Origin of the sequence: Stenotrophomonas sp. B2 (genome assembly GCF_014947095.1) — a bacterium.
Classification (GTDB): Bacteria; Pseudomonadota; Gammaproteobacteria; order Xanthomonadales; family Xanthomonadaceae; genus Stenotrophomonas; species Stenotrophomonas maltophilia_P.
In genome coordinates this window covers 147,031-165,661 of sequence record NZ_JADCQA010000005.1, presented here as the reverse complement: position 1 = coordinate 165,661, position 18,631 = coordinate 147,031, and the positions used below count along the sequence as shown (strand labels likewise).

Annotated in this window: 16 protein-coding genes; 4 read left to right on the top strand and 12 right to left on the bottom strand. The window is 66.4% G+C overall.

Annotation, left to right across the window (positions count from 1 at the left end):
* Window positions 1–73 precede the first annotated feature (73 nt).
* The 4 genes from rplT to thrS form a co-directional block, all read right to left on the bottom strand.
* A complete protein-coding gene (gene rplT, locus IMX13_RS07445) occupies window positions 74–433 on the bottom strand; it encodes a 50S ribosomal protein L20 (protein WP_005410435.1) in 360 nt (119 codons plus the stop codon).
* 11 nt (window positions 434–444) lie between these two features.
* Window positions 445–642 carry a 50S ribosomal protein L35 gene (gene rpmI / locus IMX13_RS07440; protein ID WP_005410436.1) on the bottom strand — a complete coding sequence of 66 codons (198 nt, stop codon included), beginning with the start codon at window positions 640–642 and terminating at the stop codon, window positions 445–447.
* Window positions 643–908: 266 nt separating this feature from the next.
* Window positions 909–1,436 carry a translation initiation factor IF-3 gene (gene infC / locus IMX13_RS07435; RefSeq protein ID WP_075076340.1) on the bottom strand — a complete coding sequence of 176 codons (528 nt, stop codon included), beginning with the start codon at window positions 1,434–1,436 and terminating at the stop codon, window positions 909–911.
* A gap of 63 nt (window positions 1,437–1,499) precedes the next feature.
* On the bottom strand, window positions 1,500–3,401 hold the full coding sequence (gene thrS / locus IMX13_RS07430; RefSeq protein ID WP_193396117.1) for a threonine--tRNA ligase: 1,902 nt from the start codon (window positions 3,399–3,401) through the stop codon (window positions 1,500–1,502).
* Window positions 3,402–3,832: 431 nt separating this feature from the next.
* Between thrS and IMX13_RS07425 the strand changes: the two genes are divergently transcribed.
* From IMX13_RS07425 to IMX13_RS07415, 3 genes are read left to right on the top strand one after another with little or no spacing between them, the layout of a single operon-like run.
* Entirely contained in the window at window positions 3,833–4,129 is a 297-nt protein-coding gene (locus IMX13_RS07425; RefSeq protein WP_053518685.1) for a hypothetical protein, read from the top strand.
* Complete coding sequence (locus IMX13_RS07420; RefSeq protein ID WP_053518684.1) at window positions 4,129–4,392, top strand: hypothetical protein; 264 nt, start codon at window positions 4,129–4,131, stop codon at window positions 4,390–4,392. Before IMX13_RS07425 ends, IMX13_RS07420 begins: the two co-directional genes overlap by 1 nt.
* 10 nt (window positions 4,393–4,402) lie before the next feature.
* Entirely contained in the window at window positions 4,403–5,962 is a 1,560-nt protein-coding gene (locus tag IMX13_RS07415; protein ID WP_128988813.1) for a PepSY-associated TM helix domain-containing protein, read from the top strand.
* A gap of 37 nt (window positions 5,963–5,999) precedes the next feature.
* Here IMX13_RS07415 and IMX13_RS07410 read toward each other — a convergent pair whose 3' ends face one another.
* Window positions 6,000–7,190 (bottom strand): glycoside hydrolase family 18 protein, encoded by a 1,191-nt coding sequence (locus IMX13_RS07410; protein ID WP_065181860.1) that lies wholly within the window; start codon window positions 7,188–7,190, stop codon window positions 6,000–6,002.
* Between the two features lie 260 nt (window positions 7,191–7,450).
* Between IMX13_RS07410 and IMX13_RS07405 the strand changes: the two genes are divergently transcribed.
* A complete protein-coding gene (locus IMX13_RS07405) occupies window positions 7,451–8,497 on the top strand; it encodes a serine hydrolase (protein WP_227255344.1) in 1,047 nt (348 codons plus the stop codon).
* On the opposite strand, the gene IMX13_RS07400 is transcribed toward IMX13_RS07405, so the two are convergent.
* The 7 genes from IMX13_RS07400 to nusA all read right to left on the bottom strand — a co-directional run bounded on the left by IMX13_RS07400 (window position 8,466) and on the right by nusA (window position 18,631).
* Window positions 8,466–10,028 carry a winged helix-turn-helix domain-containing protein gene (locus IMX13_RS07400; protein ID WP_193396115.1) on the bottom strand — a complete coding sequence of 521 codons (1,563 nt, stop codon included), beginning with the start codon at window positions 10,026–10,028 and terminating at the stop codon, window positions 8,466–8,468. The two genes, IMX13_RS07405 and IMX13_RS07400, sit on opposite strands and share 32 nt — an antisense overlap.
* Window positions 10,029–10,164: 136 nt before the next feature.
* Entirely contained in the window at window positions 10,165–12,273 is a 2,109-nt protein-coding gene (gene pnp, locus IMX13_RS07395) for a polyribonucleotide nucleotidyltransferase (RefSeq protein ID WP_053518678.1), read from the bottom strand.
* 151 nt (window positions 12,274–12,424) lie between these two features.
* Window positions 12,425–12,685, bottom strand: a complete 261-nt coding sequence (gene rpsO / locus IMX13_RS07390) for a 30S ribosomal protein S15 (RefSeq protein WP_005417886.1) — start codon at window positions 12,683–12,685, stop codon at window positions 12,425–12,427.
* Window positions 12,686–12,857: 172 nt separating this feature from the next.
* Window positions 12,858–13,766 (bottom strand): tRNA pseudouridine(55) synthase TruB, encoded by a 909-nt coding sequence (gene truB / locus IMX13_RS07385; protein WP_193396114.1) that lies wholly within the window; start codon window positions 13,764–13,766, stop codon window positions 12,858–12,860.
* 111 nt (window positions 13,767–13,877) lie between these two features.
* Window positions 13,878–14,261 carry a 30S ribosome-binding factor RbfA gene (gene rbfA, locus IMX13_RS07380; RefSeq protein ID WP_053518676.1) on the bottom strand — a complete coding sequence of 128 codons (384 nt, stop codon included), beginning with the start codon at window positions 14,259–14,261 and terminating at the stop codon, window positions 13,878–13,880.
* Window positions 14,262–14,384: 123 nt separating this feature from the next.
* The gene (gene infB, locus IMX13_RS07375; protein WP_065181857.1) at window positions 14,385–17,027 is read right to left on the bottom strand and encodes a translation initiation factor IF-2; all 2,643 of its coding nucleotides are present in this window, start codon (window positions 17,025–17,027) and stop codon (window positions 14,385–14,387) included.
* A gap of 92 nt (window positions 17,028–17,119) precedes the next feature.
* Entirely contained in the window at window positions 17,120–18,631 is a 1,512-nt protein-coding gene (nusA, locus tag IMX13_RS07370; RefSeq protein ID WP_053518673.1) for a transcription termination factor NusA, read from the bottom strand.

Below are 18,631 nucleotides of genomic sequence, written 5' to 3'. Positions count from 1 at the left end.
ACTTGCGCCCTTCCCCATGCATTGCCTTGACCTGACACCGTTCCGGATGAACGGCAACGGCATCGGGAAGGACTTATGCCGCCAGCGCGCCCTTGGCCTTTTCGGCCAGCGCGGCAAAGCCGGCTGCGTCGTGCACGGCGATGTCAGCCAGGACCTTACGGTCCAGGGTGATGCCGGCCTTCAGCAGGCCGTTCATGAAGCGGCTGTAGCTCAGACCATTGATGCGGGCAGCCGCATTGATGCGGGTGATCCACAGCGAACGGAAGTTGCGCTTCTTCTGCTTACGGCCGATGTAGGCGTACTGCTGTGCCTTGATGACCGCCTGCTTGGCGACGCGGAAGACCTTGCGGCGGGCGTTGTAATAGCCCTTGGCGAGATCCAGAATCTTCTTGTGGCGGCGACGCGCCTGTACGCCACGCTTAACTCGTGCCATTTTTCAGTTCCTCAGAGGTAAGGGAGCATGCGGTCCAGACGGCCTGCGTCTTCTGCACGGACATGGCCCGTCTGACGCAGATTACGCTTACGCTTGGTCGCTTTCTTCGTGAGGATGTGGCTACGGTTGGCGTGGCCGCACTTGTACTTGCCCGAGGCGGTCTTGCGGAAACGCTTGGCCGCTGCCCGGTTGGTCTTGATCTTGGGCATTGCAATGTCCTTGATGGGATTTGACCCTGGTTTCTGACTGATCTGGCGGCGGCCTGGGCCGCTCTTTCCGTCCTGCCATGATCGGCGTACGACCCGTCCTGGGTGGGTCGAGCCGGGCATGATACAGGCAAAACCGCCCTGCCACCAGCCCCAGCACCCCTTGCGCCGGCATTTCACCGGCATCCTGCAAAAGCAAAGGGACGCCAGTGGCGTCCTCTTACCCTGAACCATTCAGCCAGGCGCCCCGGAAGGCGGCCCGTCAGGCCTCAGGTCTTCTTCTTCGGCGCGATCATCATGACCATCTGACGCCCTTCCAGGCGCGGACGGGATTCAATGACGATGTCCTCGCCCAGATCGGTCTCGATCCGGTTGGCCATTTCGCGACCCAGTTCCTGGTGGCTCATTTCACGGCCACGGAAACGGATGTTGACCTTGATCTTGTCGCCTTCTTCAAGGAACCCGCGCATCTTGCGCAGCTTGATCTGGTAGTCGCCCTCGTCCGTGACCGGACGGAACTTCACTTCCTTGATCTCGACCTGCTTGGTCTTCTTCTTGGCCTCGCTGGCCTTCTTCTGCGCTTCGAACTTGAACTTGCCGAAGTCCATGATCTTGCAGACCGGCGGATCGGCCTGCGGCTGGATTTCGACCAGGTCCAGGCCTTCATCTTCGGCCATGGACAGCGCTTCGTCGCGCGACAACACGCCGATCATTTCTCCGTCACTGCCGATCACGCGGACGCGCGGCACACGGATTTCCTGATTCTTGCGGTTCTGTTTGTTGTCAGGGGTGCTGATATTACGTTCTCCCAAGGGTATCGAACCGGTCCGGGTGCCTGTGCCCCCGGACCGGACCTTTGCTTACGCGCCCTCGGCCTGGAGCCGCTCGATGAAGGCCTGCAGGCTCATGCTGCCCAGGTCTTCGCCAGAACGCGTACGCACCGCCACAGCCCCATTTTCCTTCTCGCGGTCACCAATGACCAGCAGGTAGGGCACGCGCTGCAACGTATGCTCGCGGATTTTATAGCCGATCTTCTCGTTACGCAAATCCGAGCTGACGCGGAAGCCTTGCTCCGCAAGGGTTTTGGTCACGCCCGAGACGTAGTCGGCCTGGGCGTCGGTAATGTTGGCCACCACCACCTGGGTCGGCGCCAGCCAGGCCGGGAACTGGCCGGCATGGTGCTCGATCAGGATGCCGATGAAACGCTCCATGGAGCCGACGATCGCCCGGTGCAGCATGACCGGATGCTTCTTCTGGCTGTTCTCGTCCACGTACTCGGCGCCCAGACGGCCGGGCATCATGAAGTCGACCTGCATCGTGCCCAGCTGCCAGGTACGGCCGATGGCGTCCTTCAGGTGGTACTCGATCTTCGGGCCGTAGAAGGCGCCCTCGCCCGGCAGCTCCTGCCACTCCACGCCGCAGCTGGCCAGCGCCGAGCGCAGTGCGCCCTCGGCCTTGTCCCATGTGGCGTCATCGCCCAGCCGCGATTCCGGGCGCAGCGCGATCTTGATCTGGATCTCCTCGAAGCCGAAGTGCCGGTAGACCGCCAGCGCCTGCTGGTGGAAGGCGGTCACCTCGGATTCGATCTGCGCCTCGGTGCAGAACACATGGCCGTCGTCCTGGGTGAAGCCGCGCACGCGCAGGATGCCGTGCAGTGCGCCGGAGGGCTCGTTGCGGTGGCAGGAACCGAACTCACCGTAGCGGATCGGCAGGTCGCGGTAGCTGTGCAGGCCCTGGTTGAACACCTGGACGTGGCCCGGGCAGTTCATCGGCTTGACCGCGTAGGTGCGCTTCTCCGACTCGGTGAAGAACATGTTGTCCTGGTAGTTGTCCCAGTGACCGGACTTCTTCCACAGGCTCACGTCCAGGATCTGGGGGCAGCGCACTTCGCCATAGCCGCTGTTGCGATAGACCCTGCGCATGTACTGCTCGACCACCTGCCACAGCGCCCAGCCCTTGGGGTGCCAGAACACCAGGCCCGGCGCCTCTTCCTGCAGGTGGAACAGGTCCTGCTGCTTGCCGATGCGGCGGTGGTCGCGCATTTCGGCTTCCTCGATGCGCTTGATGTAGGCATCGAGCTGCTTCTTGTCGGCCCAGGCGGTGCCGTAGATGCGCTGCAGCTGCTCGTTCTGCGCGTCACCACGCCAGTACGCACCGGAAATGCGGGTCAGCTTGAAGGCCTTCAGGAAGCGCGTGTTCGGCACGTGCGGGCCACGGCACATGTCCACATACTCCTGGTGGTAGTACATGCCCATGGCCTGGATGTCGTCGGACATGTCCTCGATCAGGCGCAGCTTGTAGTCCTCGCCACGCGCCTTGAAGATCTCGATCACTTCCGCGCGCGGCGTCATCTTCTTGATGACGTCGTAGTCCTGGGCGATCAGTTCACCCATGCGCTTCTCGATCGCGGCCATGTCGTCCGGGGTGAACGGGCGCTCGGAGTAGATGTCGTAGTAGAAGCCCTCGGCGATCACCGGGCCGATGACCATCTTCACGTCCGGGTACAGCTGCTTGACGGCATGGCCGACCAGGTGGGCGCAGGAGTGGCGGATGATCTCCACGCCCTCCTCGTCCTTGGCGGTGATGATGCGCAGGCTGGCATCGTGATCGATGACGTCGCTGGCATCGACCAGCACGCCATCGACCGAGCCGGCGATGGTCGCCTTGGCCAGGCCGGCACCGATCGACTGGGCGACGTCCATGACGCTGACGGGGTTTTCGAACTCGCGGCGGCTGCCGTCGGGAAGGGTAATGTTGATCATCGCAGTGGCTTCGTGCGGGGGCCCGCGCTGCGGGCTGGAAAGCGGCTCCGGGCAGGCGCCCGGGCAATAAAAAAGCGCCGCGAGGGCGCCTGGAACGCAGGGCCTTCGGGGGCAGGTCAACCGTGGGCGGTGGTAGTGCTCATGTCGCACGCTCGGCCGGCGCTGGGCGCGGGCCACCTTGTTCCAGTCAGGATAATGACTGCGATTTTAGACCAGTGCGCGGGAAAGCCCAAGCACTCCCCGTCGCGCCCCTGAATGGCCGTCGCTGGCAGCCTGAAATCGCAATGATTACCATATCCAGGCAGCCCGCCCCGTGCCAGCCTGCCCGCTTTCCCCCAGGACCTCGTGATGCGCCACCCGCTCCGACCGGCCTACGCCGGCCCCGCCCGTGTCCCGCGTTCGCCGCCCTCGCGCCGCGCAGGCTGCCGGCAATGATCACTGTCGGCCTTTCCACGCTCGGCTTCTGCAGCCTGGGCGTGCTGTCTGCGATGTTCTCGGCGACGGCCTTCTATGCCGCCTCGCCGCATTGCCGCTGGCCGCGCCTGCGCCGGGCTGGCCGGCTTGGCCGACAGATCGGCCTGGTTGCCGCTGCGGCCGCACTGTGGCTGTGGATGGCCGAACTGGGCTTCGCCGCCGGGCTGGTGGCGATGCTGTGCACCTGGATGCTGGCGGCGATGCTGCTGCCGGCCATCGCCGCCTGGCACCGCCCCGGCGCGGAGCCGCGCTGATGTGGGCCCGCGCCCTCGCCGGCATCTTCGCCGGCTTCCTGCTGGCCGCGGCCGCCACCGGACTGGTGGCCTGGCTGCCGCCCGGCCCATGGCAGCACGCCCTGGTACCGGCCCTGATCGCCTTCATCCCGCTGTGGATGCTGGCCGCCCTCTGGGCGTTCAGCTTCCGCCGCGCCGCACACGCCTGGCTGGCCCTGGCCGGCAGTGCTGGCGCCGGCTTCGCCGTGCTCGGCCTGCTGCGCCTGGCCGGTGCGGTGCAATGAGACCGTCCCCATGAAGTTCTCCTCGCAGACGCTGCGAACGTTCACCACCCTGCACACTTGGGTCGGCCTGGTCGCCGGCTTTGGCCTGTTCGTGGCCTTCTATGCAGGCGCCCTGACCCTCTTCCACCATGACCTGCCGTTGTGGCAGACGCCGGGCGCGGCGACGGCATTGCCCGCGGACCTGGATGACGCACAGCACCTGCTCGAGGACGTGCTGGCAGCCCACGCGGAGGCACGCCGCCATGTCGGCATGACCTTCCCCGGCACCGACCATCCGCAGCCGCTGGCCTACTGGCAGACCGATGACGGCAGCTGGCGCTATGCGTGGCCGGGACACACCGCCGGCAGCCCGACGCCGCCGCAGACCGGTCTGGCCGAACTGGTCAACGAGCTGCATTACAGCCTGGGCCTGCCGGTGGCCGGCGTGTATGTAATGGGCATCGTCAGCCTGCTGTACGGCATGGCCCTGCTCAGCGGCCTGGTGATCCACCTGCCGAAACTGCTGGGTGACCTGTTCGCGTTGCGCCCGGGCCGCAACCTCAAGCAGCAGTGGCAGGATGCGCACAACGTGATCGGCGTGCTCAGTCTGCCCTTCCATCTGATGTTCGCCGTTACCGGCGCCCTGCTCTGCCTGGCGTTCGTACAGATGGCACTGCTCAATCCGCTGATCTTCGATGGCAAACTGCTGCAGGCCGTGCCGACCGCGATGGATACCGCTCCGGTGCGCGAGGCCAGCGGCGTTCCGGCACCGCCGGGCAGCCTGCAGGTCCTGCATGCGCGCGCCCTGGAAGTGGCCCGCGCCCAGGGCGTGGCCAACTTCGAACCGGCCTATCTGAAACTGGCCAATGGTGGCGACGCCAAGGCCACCATCGAGATCACCGGCGAATCCACCGGCACGCTGGGCCCGCTGGGCGCGGTCGCCCTGGACGTGGCCACCGGCGACGTGCTGGCCACGCAGCTGCCGGGCCAGCGCGATGCCAATCACGCTACGCTGAGCGCCGCCTATGCGCTTCATTTCGGTGAGTTCGGCAACGGCGTGGTGGTCTGGTTGTACTTCCTGATGGGGCTCGGCGGCGCCTTCCTGTTCTATTCCGGCAACCTGCTGTGGATCGAATCGCGACGCAAGCGACGCCAGCCCGAGCAGTCGCGTGCGGCCGTCAACATGGCGCGTGCCACCGTCGGTGTCTGCATCGGCCTGTGCGTGGCGATCTCGTTGGCGTTCGTGGTAGCGCTGGTGCTCGAACGCGCAGCACCCGCGGCGGTCGACCCGGGCATCCGTTGGGCCTGTTTCAGCAGCTGGGCCGCGTGCGCGCTGTGGGCATTCCTGCGCAGGCCCGCACAGGCTGCCCGGGAACTGCTGTGGGCCGCTGCGGCCGCGACCGCGCTGGTGCCGGTCCTGCATGGTGCATTGAACGGTGACTGGCTGTGGCGTGCCGCCGCTGCCGGGCACTGGCCGCTGTTCTGGATCGACGCCGTCGCCCTGGCGATGGCCTTCGGCTTTGCGCGCCTGGCGCTGGCCAGCCAACGCCGGGCGCGCAACGGCGACCCCAACAGCGTCTGGGCCGACTGACCGCCCCGCCGGGCCATGCCGGCGGAGCGCGGCGCCTTCAATCGCCCACGCGGGCCTTGTGCCAGGGCGCCAGCATCGCGTTGAGCAGGCTGGCCTGTTCATCGTCGCCGGTCAGCTCCCACATGAAGACACCGGCCAGCCCCTGTTCGCGGGCGAACTGCGCCCGCAGGCCAATCGAACGCGGGTCTTCATAGCTGATGAAGACGTTCTCCCGCGGGTTGTACAACCACGGGCTCTGCGCCTGCGGGTGCCAGTGCCTGGTCCAGCCCGGCTGATCGAGGTAACGCGCCTTGATCACCCGCCAGTCGCCGGCATCGGCCGGCGCACTGTAAGCCTGGTACAGGCCGTCGGCAGTCTCCCCGGTCACCTTGAAGCCGCGCCCGTAGAACGGCACGCCCAGCACCAGTTTGTCCGCCGGCACGCCATGTTCGCGGTAGTACTGCACCGCACCGGCCACGTTGTTCCAGCGCCGCAGTTCCGGCGCCAGCGGGTCGGCCGGCACTTCATGCAATGGCGCGTTGAAGGTCGACACGGCCGAAAAACCGGTACCCATGTCGTAGCTCATCAGGTTGATGAAATCGAGTATCCGGGCCAGCGCCGGCAGGTCGTAGCTGGCGGCGGGATCATAGGGGCCATCGGTCTGCAGCCGGCCAGCGGCCAGCGCGGCGGTCAGCAGCATCGGCTGCCCTGCCCTGCGCCCGTACGTATCGAGCGCGGTACGGAACGCCTGCGCCAGGCGCGTCATGTTGGCCCGGTCCTGCGGACGATGGGCCAGTTCCTTCGGGCCGCCACTGACCGGAAACTCCCAGTCGATGTCCACGCCATCGAAGCTGCCTGCGTGCCGTTCGAAGAACAGCGCCATGCAGGAGTCGACCAGGCGCCTGCGGCTGGCTTCGGTCAGCGCGGCATCGGAGAACCCACCGGCGCCCCAGCCGCCGATCGAGATCAGCGTGCGCAGATGCGGATGCGCTTTTTTCAGGTCAGCCAGCTCGGCAACGTTCTTCGATGCGTCCGCACCGATCACGCATCGGCCGTCTTCGATGGTGGAGAACGCGTAGAACAGATGCGTCAGGCGCTCGGCTGGAATGCTCGACACCGGATAGCGCCCGGCCGAGCCACCGGGGTAGTAGGCGCCGAAGATCGGCGACTGCGCCGGCGCAGCGTGCACTGCGCCGGGCACGGCAGCGGTGACGAGTACGGCAAGGACGGCCAGGGTCTGGCGGAACATGGGATCTCCCGGTTCGAAGGCGCAGCCACGGTAGCAAACCGATCACGCCCCGGCGCGGCTTCATCGAATGTCATCCACTGGACAGGCACGGACGCCCGCAGGATGACATCGGCATGTCCCTGACGCCCCACGGCAGGACAGCGCGCTGCCGTCACCGGTACTGGCCCTTCAGAATTCTTCAGACACGCTTCCAGCACTTCAGCGAAGGACCGGGCTCAATCCAGTCTCCTTTCCGATGGAGCCCGACCATGCGTCCGTTGATGTCCTTCCTCCTTCTGCTGCTGGCATTCATGCCCCACACCACCGGCGCCGCAACGCCCGCCTCCGTCCGCCTGCCCGCCCTGGAGCAGGCCATCGCCCGCGATGACCTCAAGCAGATCCGCAGCGTGCTGCTGCAGGTCGACGGCAACGTCGTCTACGAGGGCTACTTCAACGGCGCGGACGCGGGCACCCTGCACGATGTGCGCTCGGCCAGCAAAAGCGTGACAGCACTGCTGATCGGCGCCGCCATCGGCGAGGGGGCGCTGCCGGGCGTGCAGGCCCGGGTCTACGACTACTTCCCCGGATTCACCGCGCGCCACGTCGTCGACCCGCGCCTGCGCGCCATCACCCTGCAGGATCTGCTGACCATGAGCAGCCTGTGGGAATGCGACGACGAGAACCCGTTCTCGAGCGGCCACGAAGAGCGCATGTACGTGAGCGAGCGCTGGCTGGACTTTGCCCTGTCCCTGCCGGTGAAGGGCTTCGCGCCCTGGATGCAGCGACCGGAGGACAGCCCTCATGGCCGTTCCTTCGCGTACTGTACGGCCGACTCGTTCGTGCTCGGCGCCGTGCTCGAGAGGGCCACCGGCATGCCACTGTCGGACTATGCCGCCCGGGCACTGGAGCGTCCGCTGGGCATCACCGAGAGCCACTGGAACCGTTCACCGGAGGGCATCGGAATGGGAGGCGGCGGCACGCGCTACCGCAGCCGCGACCTGGCGCGGCTGGGGCAGCTGGTGCTGGATCAGGGGCGCGGCAATGGCCGGCAACTGGTTCCCCGTGATTTCATCGCTGCAATGATCCAGCCACAGGCCCGCACTGGCGATGGCAGCGAGTACGGCTACCAATGGTGGGGCCTGCAGCTGACGGTGCAGGGCAGGCAGCGGACCGTGTGGGCGATGTCCGGCAACGGTGGCAATTATGTCTTCCTGATTCCTGACAGGAATGCCGTGGCCGTAGTCACCAGCCAAGCCTACAACCGCAGCTTCGCCCATCCGCAGTCGCGGCGGATTCTCACTGAGTTCCTGCTTCCGGCACTGCGCTGAGACCGGACAGATCGGAGGGTCGCCATGCGGCGGCGAGGACCTGCGCGCGCTGCCTGGCGACATCCGCATCGATACGCGCCAGCAGCGGCTCCCACTCCGGCGCGCTGCGCAGCGGAGCATACAGCGGCGTGGCACGCAGCCATGCCGCATCGCGGAAGCCATCGTCCACCGCTTGGTGCAGCGCGGCCACGGCGGCCTTCGCATCACCCACCGACTGCAACAGCAGAGCCCGCTCGAGCGCAGCATCGGCCCAACCATCACCACTCCCCGCCGGCAGGCGCTGCAATCGCGCACGTGCCCATGCCGGATCGATGGCCGTCGATCCGTACAGGCCCGCCAGCGTCTCTCCCAACGATTGCTGCGGCCGCAGCCGGTGCGCCGTCGCGAACGCCTCGGCCGCCGCCGCGGTGTCACCGGCCAGCAATGCCAGTTCTCCCTGTAGGCGCAGCAGCTGGGGGTGTGGTGTGCCACGCGTCAATGCGATGGCCAGCTCCTCCCGGGCGCGCCCGGCGGCCCCGGCAACGTACAGGCTGCGCGGCCACGCGATGTTGGCGAACACGTTGTCCGGGTAAAGCTGGAAGTTGCGCGCATGGCGCTGCGCTGCCGCCTGGGTGAAACCGAGCAGTTCCATTTCGCGCGCCACCTGCACATCACGGAAGCGGATGCGTTCGGGTGCCTTGAGCGCGAGGTTGGCGCGCAGCGCCAGCGACAGGTGGCCCTGCTCCTGCTGCAGGTAGGCCAGCGATGCGCGGGTGCGCTCGTCCGCAGGATCGAGCTGGATCGCGCGCGCGTAGTCGGCTACGGCATCGTCCATCCGCCCAAGGCAATCATGCGCATACCCGCGCAGGGCGTACGTGGCACCGTCATGCGGCGCTCGTGCACGTTCGGAGTTGGCCAGCGCCAGCGCTTCGTGCATCTGCTGCGGAGAACCGTTGAACAGGCATCCCTGCGCCGACAATGCACGTGCCAGCCCACGCCGGGCCGCGCTGGATTCGGGATCGACCTGGAGTGCCTGGCGGTAGAGGGCGATCGCGCGTTCGTTGTTGCTCGCCTGGCCGATGCCGGCGTAATAGTCCGCGCGCTGCAGCAGGGACGTCGCTGCGGCGCGCGGAGCCTGGTCCGGCCACGCCAGCACCGCCACCGCCAACCCGCCCACCGCCACCAGCGCTGCAGCCCACCACCAGCGCCCTCGTGACGATCCGATCACTGGCGGCGGTGCCATCGGTATCGGTGCGGCGCACAGCTGATAGCCACGCCCACGCACCGAACGGATGTAGCGCGGCCGACGGCTATCATCGCCGAGTGCCTGCCGCAGCAGTTTCACCCGCTGACTGACCGCATCCTCGCCAACCACCGCAGGTGCCCAGACCTGGGCCGCCAACGTGTCGAAATCCACCACACGGGTGCCGTGTGCAAGCAGCACGTCGAACAGGGTCCAGCTCAGGCCACTGATGGGCAGGGCCTCACCGGCCCGGCTCACGCGCTGCGCCGGGCGGTCGATGTCCAGGTCGAGCAGGCGCAGGAGGTCCATGACAACAGCATAGCGGCAAGCCCGCTCAGGATGCCGGACAAAGAAAAAGCGGGCCGAAGCCCGCTTTCTCATTCCAGCGATGTCAGCGGCGGTGCTCAACCCGGGTTGACACCTGCCGTGATCGACCGTGGGTCGATCATTCGGCGCTGGCGCCCTCGCCTTCTTCCACGGCCTTCATCGACAGGCGGATACGGCCCTGCTTGTCGACTTCCAGCACCTTGACCTTGACCACATCGCCTTCCTTCAGCTTGTCGCCGACCTTCTCGACGCGCTCGCTGGAGATCTGCGAGACGTGGACCAGGCCGTCCTTGCCCGGCAGGATGGTGACGAACGCGCCGAAGTCCATGATCTTGGCGACCTTGCCTTCGTAGATGCGGCCCGGCTCGACGTCCGAGGTGATCTGCTCGATGCGGGCCTTGGCGGCCTGGGCAGCGATCGCGTTGACCGAGGCAATGACGATGGTGCCGTCATCCTGGATGTCGATCTGGGTGCCGGTTTCCTTGGTGATGGCCTGGATGGTCGAGCCACCCTTGCCGATCACTTCGCGGATCTTGTCCGGGTGGATCTTGATGGTCAGCAGGCGCGGCGCGTAGTCGGACAGTTCCGAACGCGGAGCGGTCAGGCCGTGGGCCATTTCGCCCAGGATGTGCAGACGGCCAGCCTTGGCCTGCTGCAGCGCCTGCTTCATGATCTCTTCGGTGATGCCTTCGATCTTGATGTCCATCTGCAGGGCGGAGATGCCCTCAGCGGTACCGGCCACCTTGAAGTCCATGTCGCCCAGGTGATCTTCGTCACCCAGGATGTCGGACAGGACGACGAAGCGGTCGCCTTCCTTGACCAGACCCATGGCGATACCCGCCACCGGGGCCTTCACCGGCACGCCGGCGTCCATCAGGGCCAGCGACGAACCGCAGACCGAGGCCATCGACGAGGAACCGTTCGACTCGGTGATTTCCGAGACGACGCGGATGGTGTACGGGAAGGCTTCCAGCGACGGCATGACAGCCAGCACGCCGCGCTTGGCCAGGCGACCGTGGCCGATCTCGCGGCGCTTCGGACCCATCATGCGGCCGCACTCACCCACCGAGAACGGAGGGAAGTTGTAGTGGAACAGGAAGTTTTCCTTGTACTCACCGGCAACGGCATCGATGACCTGACCGTCGCGGGCGGTGCCCAGGGTGATGGTCACGATGGCCTGGGTTTCGCCGCGGGTGAACAGCGAGGAGCCGTGGGTACGCGGCAGCACGCCGGTCTTCACGGAGATCGGGCGGACGGTATCCAGCGCACGGCCGTCGATGCGGACCTTGGTGTCCAGCACCGAGTCGCGCATGGTGCGGTATTCCAGTTCGCCGAATTCCTTCGACAGCTCGGCCGGGTTCCAGCCTTCGGCAGCCACGCGGCCGGCCAGGGCTTCGACCACGTCCTTCTTGATCGCCGAGATGGCGTCGCGACGCTGCAGCTTGTCACGCACCTGGAAGGCTTCGCCCAGGCGCGGGCCGATGGCTTCCTTCAGGGCGGCGATCAGCGCTTCGTTCTTGGCCGGGGCTTCCCAGGTCGACGGCTTGGTGCCGGCTTCGACGGTCAGCTCGTTGATCGCGTTGATGACCTTCTGCATTTCGCGGTGACCGAAGGTCACGGCGCCCAGCATCACTTCTTCCGACAGCAGCGCGGCTTCGGATTCGACCATCAGCACGGCGTTGGAGGTACCGGCAACGACCAGTTCCAGCTGCGAGTCAGCCAGTTCACTGACGGTCGGGTTCAGGATGTACTCGCCGTTCTTGTAACCGACCTTGGCAGCGCCGATCGGACCCATGAACGGGGTGCCGGCCAGAGCCAGGGCCGCCGAAGCACCGATCAGGGCCGGAATGTCACCGTCCACGTCCGGGTTCAGCGACATCACCGTGGCGATGATCTGCACTTCGTTCTTGTAGTCTTCCGGGAACAGCGGACGGATCGGACGGTCGATCAGACGCGAGATCAGGGTTTCCTTCTCGGTCGCACGGCCTTCGCGCTTGAAGAAACCACCCGGAATGCGGCCGCCGGCGTAGAACTTCTCCTGATAGTCGACGGTCAGCGGGAAGAAGTCCTGGCCTTCGCGCGCGCTCTTGGCGGCGACGGCGGTGACCAGCAGTACGGTGTCGTCCATCTTGACGATGACGGCGCCGCTGGCCTGACGGGCGACTTCGCCGGTCTCAAGCGTGACGGTGTGCTTGCCGTACTGGAAGGTTTTGGTGATTTTTGCCACGGAGGGTGTCCTTGGGGATGCTGTCTGCGAATTTGGACCGTCGGCGACCCTTGCCGCCAGCGGGTGACCGGATCGTTCCGGCCTGAATCGGGGATTGCGGTACTACAAAACAAAACCGCGGCGCATCGCTGCGCCGCGGGGGATTCGTTGCTTAGCGACGCAGGCCAAGCTTCTCGATCAGGGCCTTGTAACGCTCGACGTCCTTCTTCTTCAGGTAGTCGAGCAGGCTGCGACGGCGGTTGACCATCTGCAGCAGGCCGCGGCGGCTGTGGTGATCCTTCTTGTGGGTCTTGAAGTGGCCGGTCAGCAGTTCGATGCGGGCGGTCAGCAGGGCCACCTGGACTTCCGGGGAGCCGGTGTCGGCGGCGCTGCGCTTGTTGTCTTCAATGACCTTCTGGGTGTCGATCGACATGTCTTTTTCTCAGTGATGCGTGGCCGGCAGGAACGCGCTTCGCGCACCGCCAGGCTCGCCGTGGACTACGGGGATGAAACCTGCGCGGGGCAGGCTGCCAGAAAATGGCCGCGAAATTGTAACGGCCAGGGGCTCCGGGGACAAGGACCGGGGCTGAACCGCCCCGCCCTGTTCAGAGGTTGAATCGGCGCTGCGGGGCCAGCAGGCCACTGTCATCGACCTGACCGAGGCCCTGGACAGCGGCGTCCGGACCGAACACCGCCACCAGACCGCGCGGCCAGCCGGCATCGCGCAACCGCTGCCCCATGCAGAACCGTTGCGTCTGGCCGGCGTCCAGCTCGACCCGCGGATACCCGGCCAGACCGTCGGCCAGCGGCAGCAGCAGCGCATCCATGGCCGCCAGGTCGCCCGTTTCGACCATGGCCCGCAGCTGGTCCAGGGTGACCATCGCCGGCTCGCGGAACGGCTCCACCCACAGCCGGCGCAGGGCGCTGATGTGCGCACCACAGCCCAGCGCCTCGCCGAGATCACGCGCCAGGCTGCGGATGTAGGTACCCGAGCCACAGGTGACGCGCAGCCGCAGCCGCTCGGGCTGCTGTTCCAGGATTTCGATGGCATGCACCTGGACCTGCCGCTCCGGCGCCTCGATGGCGTCGCCGCGGCGGGCCTTCACGTACAGCGGCTCGCCTCCCTGCTTCAGCGCTGAATAGATCGGGGCCCGCTGGCGGATGCTGCCGGTCAGCGGTGCCAGCGCGGCCTGCAGGACGTCAGCAGTGATCTGCGGCACCGGGCGCTGCAGCAGCACCTCGCCTTCGGCGTCATCGGTGTCGGTGGTCTGGCCGAGCACGATCTCGGCGTCATAGGCCTTGGCCGAGCCCAGCAGCAGGCCGGCGATCTTGGTCGCCTCGCCGAAGCACAACGGCAGCAGGCCGGTGGCCAGCGGGTCGAGACTGCCGGTATGCCCGCCCTTCTCGGCACGGAACAGGCGGCGCGCCACCTGCAGGGCAGCGTTGGAGCTCATGCCGGTCGACTTGTCGAGCAGCAGGATGCCGTCCAGGCGGCGGAACTGAATTCGGGTCATGACAGATACGGGTGTAGCGCCGGACCATGCCCGGCAAGCGCGCGGCGCGGCCTGCATCAGACATCGCGCAGCCGGAATGCAGCAACGCCGGGCATGCCCGGCGTCGCGCGGTTATTCTTCGTCGCTTTCGCGGCGCTTCTCGGCAGCCACGGTGTCGGGCAGATCGCGCAGGATGTTGTCGATGTGCTCGCCCCGATCAACCGAGTCGTCGTAATGGAAATGCAGCTCCGGCACGTGGCGCAGCTTCATCGCCCGGGCCAGGTCCATGCGCAGGCGATAGCCCAGTTCCTTCAGGCCGGCCACCGCTTCGGCCGAACGTTCCGGCATCAGCGCGGTGACGAAGACCTTGGCATGGGCCATGTCGCGGGTGATTTCCACGTCGGACACGCTCACCGAGGGCAACCCGTGCTCGCGCACGGCGTTGTGCACCAGGGTGCCGAGTTCACGGCGCAGCTGGGCGGAGACACGGTCGGTTCGATGGAAAGTCTTGGGCACGCGGTCGGGCTCTTGAATTGAATGTGACCCGACCAAGGTCGGGCCCTACCGGGAGAGACGGCCCGACCGGGGTCGGGCGCCACCAGGGGTGGACCCGCCCGCGAGGGCCGGTCCGTTGCAGCATTACAGGGTACGCGGCACTTCGATGCGCTCGAAGCACTCGATCTGGTCGCCCGGCTTGACGTCGTTGTAAGCCTTCACGCCGATACCGCATTCGGTACCGTTGCGGACTTCCTCGACGTTTTCCTTGAAGCGACGCAGCGATTCCAGCTCGCCTTCGAACACCACCACGCTGTCGCGCAGGACGCGGATCGGCTTGCTGCGCTTGACCACGCCTTCGATGACCATGCAGCCGGCGACGGCGCCCAGCTTGGAGCTGCGGAAGACATCGCGGACCTCGGCGATACCGATGATCTCTTCGCGGATCTCCACGCCCAGCAGACCGGAGGCCACCTGCTTCACCTGATCGATCACGTCATAGATGATCGAGAAGTAACGCAGGTCCACGCCGTTGGATTCGATGATGCGACGGGCCGAAGCATCCGCACGCACGTTGAAGCCGATGACGGTGGCCTTGGAGGCGGCAGCCGAATTGGCGTCCGACTCGGTGATGCCGCCCACGCCGGAGTGGATCACGTTGATGCGGATGTCGTCGTTGGACAGCGCAACCAGGGCCTGGCTCAGCGCCTGCACCGAACCCTGCACGTCGGCCTTGATGACCAGGTTGAGGACCTGCTGGCCCTCACCCTTGCCCAGGGTCGCCATGATGTCTTCCATCCGGCTGCCCGCCGTGGCGACCAGGCGCGACTCGCGGCGCTTGGTCTCACGCTGCTGGGCAACGTCCTTGGCCAGACGCTCGTCCTCGACCACCACGAAGTCGTCACCGGCTTCCGGCACGCCGGACAGGCCCAGGACCTGCACCGGGATGGACGGGCCGGCGAACTCCGGCTGCTTGCCGGTTTCGTCGAACAGCGCTCGCACGCGGCCGTACTGGATGCCGCACACCAGGTAATCGCCCTTCTTCAGGCGGCCCTGCTGCACGAGCACGGTGGCGACCGGGCCGCGGCCCTTGTCCAGCGACGATTCAATCACCACGCCGGACGCGCGGCCTTCATCGACAGCCTTCAGCTCCAGCAGTTCGGCCTGGATCGAGATGGCGTCCAGCAGGTCGTCGATGCCCAGGCCGGTCTTGGCCGAGATCTCCACCATCTGGGTGTCGCCACCGAAGTCTTCGGCCACGACCTGCTCGGTCAGCAGTTCGTTCTTGACCCGCATCGGATCGGCGTCGGACTTGTCGATCTTGTTGATTGCCACGATCAGCGGCACGCCGGCGGAACGGGCATGCTGGATCGCTTCCTTGGTCTGCGGCATCACGCCGTCATCGGCAGCGACCACCAGCACCACGATATCGGTCAGCTTGGCACCGCGGGCACGCATCGAGGTGAAGGCTGCGTGGCCCGGGGTATCCAGGAAGCTGATCACGCCCTTCGGCGTATCCACGTGGTACGCACCGATGTGCTGGGTGATGCCGCCGGCTTCGCCGGTGGCGACCTTGGTGCGGCGGATGTAATCCAGCAGCGAGGTCTTGCCGTGGTCGACGTGGCCCATGATGGTGACCACCGGCGGGCGCTGCACGGCTTCGCCCTGGTTTTCACCGGTCGATGCCAGCAGTGCGTCTTCGGCGTCGTTGTCGTTGGCACGGATCGCCTTGTGGCCGAGTTCCTCGGTCACCAGCGCCGCCGTGTCGTGGTCGATGGACTGGGTGATGGTGGCCATCACGCCCATCTTGAACAGCGCCTTGACCACCTCGCCGCCCTTCAGCGCGAGCTTCTGCGCCAGGTCGGCCACGGTGATCGTGTCGCCGATCGCCACTTCACGCACGACCGGGGCGGTCGGACGTTCGAAGGCATGCGGACCGGCGTTGCTGCCACCGCGCGACATGTCGCGACGGCCGCCGGCCTGGTTCCGGCCGCCCGGACGACCACGGGTCGTGCTGTTGCTGTTGCCACGACGTGCACGGTCGGCGGCCGACAGGTGCATCTGGCCGGAGAAACGATCGCCCGGGCCACGCTCGTTGCGCGGCGCGCTGCGGTTGTTGCGGTCCTCGCTGCGTGGCGGAGCGCCACGCGGGGCAGCCGGGGCTGCGGCCGGGGTACGCGGCGGACGCGGTGCGGTTTCGTCGATCGGAGCGCGCGTCTTCGGCTGGCTGGCGGCCAGCGCCTCGGCGGCCTTGGCGGCAACCGCTGCTTCCTCTGCAGCCTTCTTCTCGGCTTCGGCACGCTCCTTGGCGGCAATCTCTTCCTCGCGTGCACGGACGATGGCCTCGTCGCGCAGACGGTCCTTCTCGGCCAATGCCTGCTGTTCGGCGAGGTTGCGGGCGCGCGACTCTTCCAGCTTGCGCAGGATGTCGGCGCGCTCTTCGTCCGGAGTCATCGCACGACCACCATCGGACTTGACGTAGGTACGCTTCTGCCGCACCTCGACATTCACGGTCGTCTTGCTGCGACCGGAATTGACCGTCACTTCCTGCTGTTTACGGCGGTTGAGGGTGATCTTCTTTGCAGACTGATCGGTCTCTTCCGGCGCCTGCTCGGGCTTGCCGTGCGAACGACGAAGGAAGCCCAGGAGCTTCACCTTCTCGGTGCTGGTCACGACCTGGTCGGGACCGCTGAACTTCATGCCGGCACCGGCCAGCTGTTCAAGCAGTTTTTCGACCGGTGTGTTGACCAGTTCGGCAAGCTTGCGGATGGTGGTTTGCTGCGACATTCGGATCCTATGATCTTGTGGGCGCCCCCCCGCATCTGGAGGTGGCGCGGATTCTACGCCCTGAGCGGCTCAGGGCCCTGTTCATTGCCGGCTCATTCGCCGCGTTCCAGTCGGGCGATCTCCTCGGCACGCGCGGCCAGGATCAGCGCGGCGGCGCGCTCCTGGTCCAGCCCTTCGATGCCGAAGTCCACGACCTCGTCGGCTGCCAGGTCGGAGAGATCCTCGCTGGTGCGCACGCCGTGGCCGGCCAGCGCATACGCGGTGGCTTCGTCCATGCCCTTCAGGGACAGCAGGTCCTGCGCCGGCTGGCCGTCTTCAAGGCCTTCCTCGACTGCCAGGGCCTCATTGAGCAGCGCATCGCGGGCACGAGCGCGCAGCTCTTCGACGATATCCTCGTCGAAACCTTCCACGGCCAGCAGTTCGCCGACCGGGACATAAGCGATTTCCTCGACGGTGCCGAAGCCTTCACTGACCAGGATGCCGGCGATCTCCTCGTCCACTTCCAGCTTGTCCATGAACAGCTGGCGGGCCGAAGCCTGCTCGGCCTCCGACTTGGCGGTGACCTGGTCCTGGGTCATCACGTTGAGCTGCCAGCCGGTCAGGCGGCTGGCCAGGCGCACGTTCTGGCCACCCTTGCCGATCGCCTGGGCCAGGCGGTCCTCGGCAACGGCCAGATCCATCGAGTGCTTGTCCTCATCGACGATGATCGACTGCACCTCGGCCGGCGCCATCGCATTGATGACGAAGTTGGCCGGGTTGTCGTTCCACAGCACGATATCCACGCGCTCGCCATTGAGCTCGTTGGACACCGCCTGCACGCGCGAACCGCGCATGCCGATGCAGGCACCGATCGGATCGGTGCGCTGGTCGTGGGCCAGCACGGCGATCTTGGCGCGGTCGCCCGGATCGCGGGCACAGGCCTTGATTTCCACCAGGCCCTGACCGACTTCCGGCACTTCCAGCTTGAACAGCTCGATCATGAACTCCGGTGCGGCGCGGCTGATGAACAGCTGCGGGCCACGCGGCTCCGAGCGCACTTCGGCCAGGTAGCCGCGGACGCGGTCACCGGCGCGCAGCACGTCGCGCGGAATGCCCTTGTCCTTCGGGATGAAGCCTTCGGCGTTGCCGCCGAGGTCGACGTAGATGTTGCCACGCTCGGCACGCTTGACCACACCGGTGATCAGCTCGCCGACGCGGTCCTTCCATGCGTCCACGACCTGCTGGCGCTCGGCTTCGCGAACGCGCTGCACGATCACCTGCTTGGCGGCCTGGGCGGCGATGCGGCCGAAGTCCGGGTTCTCGATCTGCTCTTCGATGTAATCGCCGACGTCCACGCCCTCGGCTTCATCGATGGCGTCCATCAGGCGGATCTGGCGGTCGGGCGACTCCATGACCACGTCATCGGCCACCACTTCCCAGCGACGGAAGGTTTCGTAGCTGCCATCCTTGTGGTCGATGACCACGCGGGTCAGCACTTCCTCGTCGGGATAGCGCTTCTTCGCTGCCGAGGCCAGGGCGGCCTCGATGGCATCGAAGATCACTTCACGCGGCACGCCCTTCTCGTTGGCGACCGCGTCGACTACCAGCAACAGTTCCTTGCTCAT

What these genes read in the sequence shown, in the direction of transcription:
- IMX13_RS07420 (WP_053518684.1), top strand. Translation starts at nt 4,129, where the DNA reads ATGTGGGCCCGCGCCCTCGCCGGCATCTTCGCCGGCTTCCTGCTGGCC.
- truB (WP_193396114.1), bottom strand. Translation starts at nt 13,766, where the DNA reads ATGACCCGAATTCAGTTCCGCCGCCTGGACGGCATCCTGCTGCTCGAC.
- rplT (WP_005410435.1), bottom strand. Translation starts at nt 433, where the DNA reads ATGGCACGAGTTAAGCGTGGCGTACAGGCGCGTCGCCGCCACAAGAAG.
- rpmI (WP_005410436.1), bottom strand. Translation starts at nt 642, where the DNA reads ATGCCCAAGATCAAGACCAACCGGGCAGCGGCCAAGCGTTTCCGCAAG.
- IMX13_RS07415 (WP_128988813.1), top strand. Translation starts at nt 4,403, where the DNA reads ATGAAGTTCTCCTCGCAGACGCTGCGAACGTTCACCACCCTGCACACT.
- IMX13_RS07410 (WP_065181860.1), bottom strand. Translation starts at nt 7,190, where the DNA reads ATGTTCCGCCAGACCCTGGCCGTCCTTGCCGTACTCGTCACCGCTGCC.
- nusA (WP_053518673.1), bottom strand. Translation starts at nt 18,631, where the DNA reads ATGAGCAAGGAACTGTTGCTGGTAGTCGACGCGGTCGCCAACGAGAAG.
- rpsO (WP_005417886.1), bottom strand. Translation starts at nt 12,685, where the DNA reads ATGTCGATCGACACCCAGAAGGTCATTGAAGACAACAAGCGCAGCGCC.
- thrS (WP_193396117.1), bottom strand. Translation starts at nt 3,401, where the DNA reads ATGATCAACATTACCCTTCCCGACGGCAGCCGCCGCGAGTTCGAAAAC.
- IMX13_RS07405 (WP_227255344.1), top strand. Translation starts at nt 7,451, where the DNA reads ATGTCCTTCCTCCTTCTGCTGCTGGCATTCATGCCCCACACCACCGGC.
- infB (WP_065181857.1), bottom strand. Translation starts at nt 17,027, where the DNA reads ATGTCGCAGCAAACCACCATCCGCAAGCTTGCCGAACTGGTCAACACA.
- IMX13_RS07400 (WP_193396115.1), bottom strand. Translation starts at nt 10,028, where the DNA reads ATGGACCTCCTGCGCCTGCTCGACCTGGACATCGACCGCCCGGCGCAG.
- IMX13_RS07425 (WP_053518685.1), top strand. Translation starts at nt 3,833, where the DNA reads ATGATCACTGTCGGCCTTTCCACGCTCGGCTTCTGCAGCCTGGGCGTG.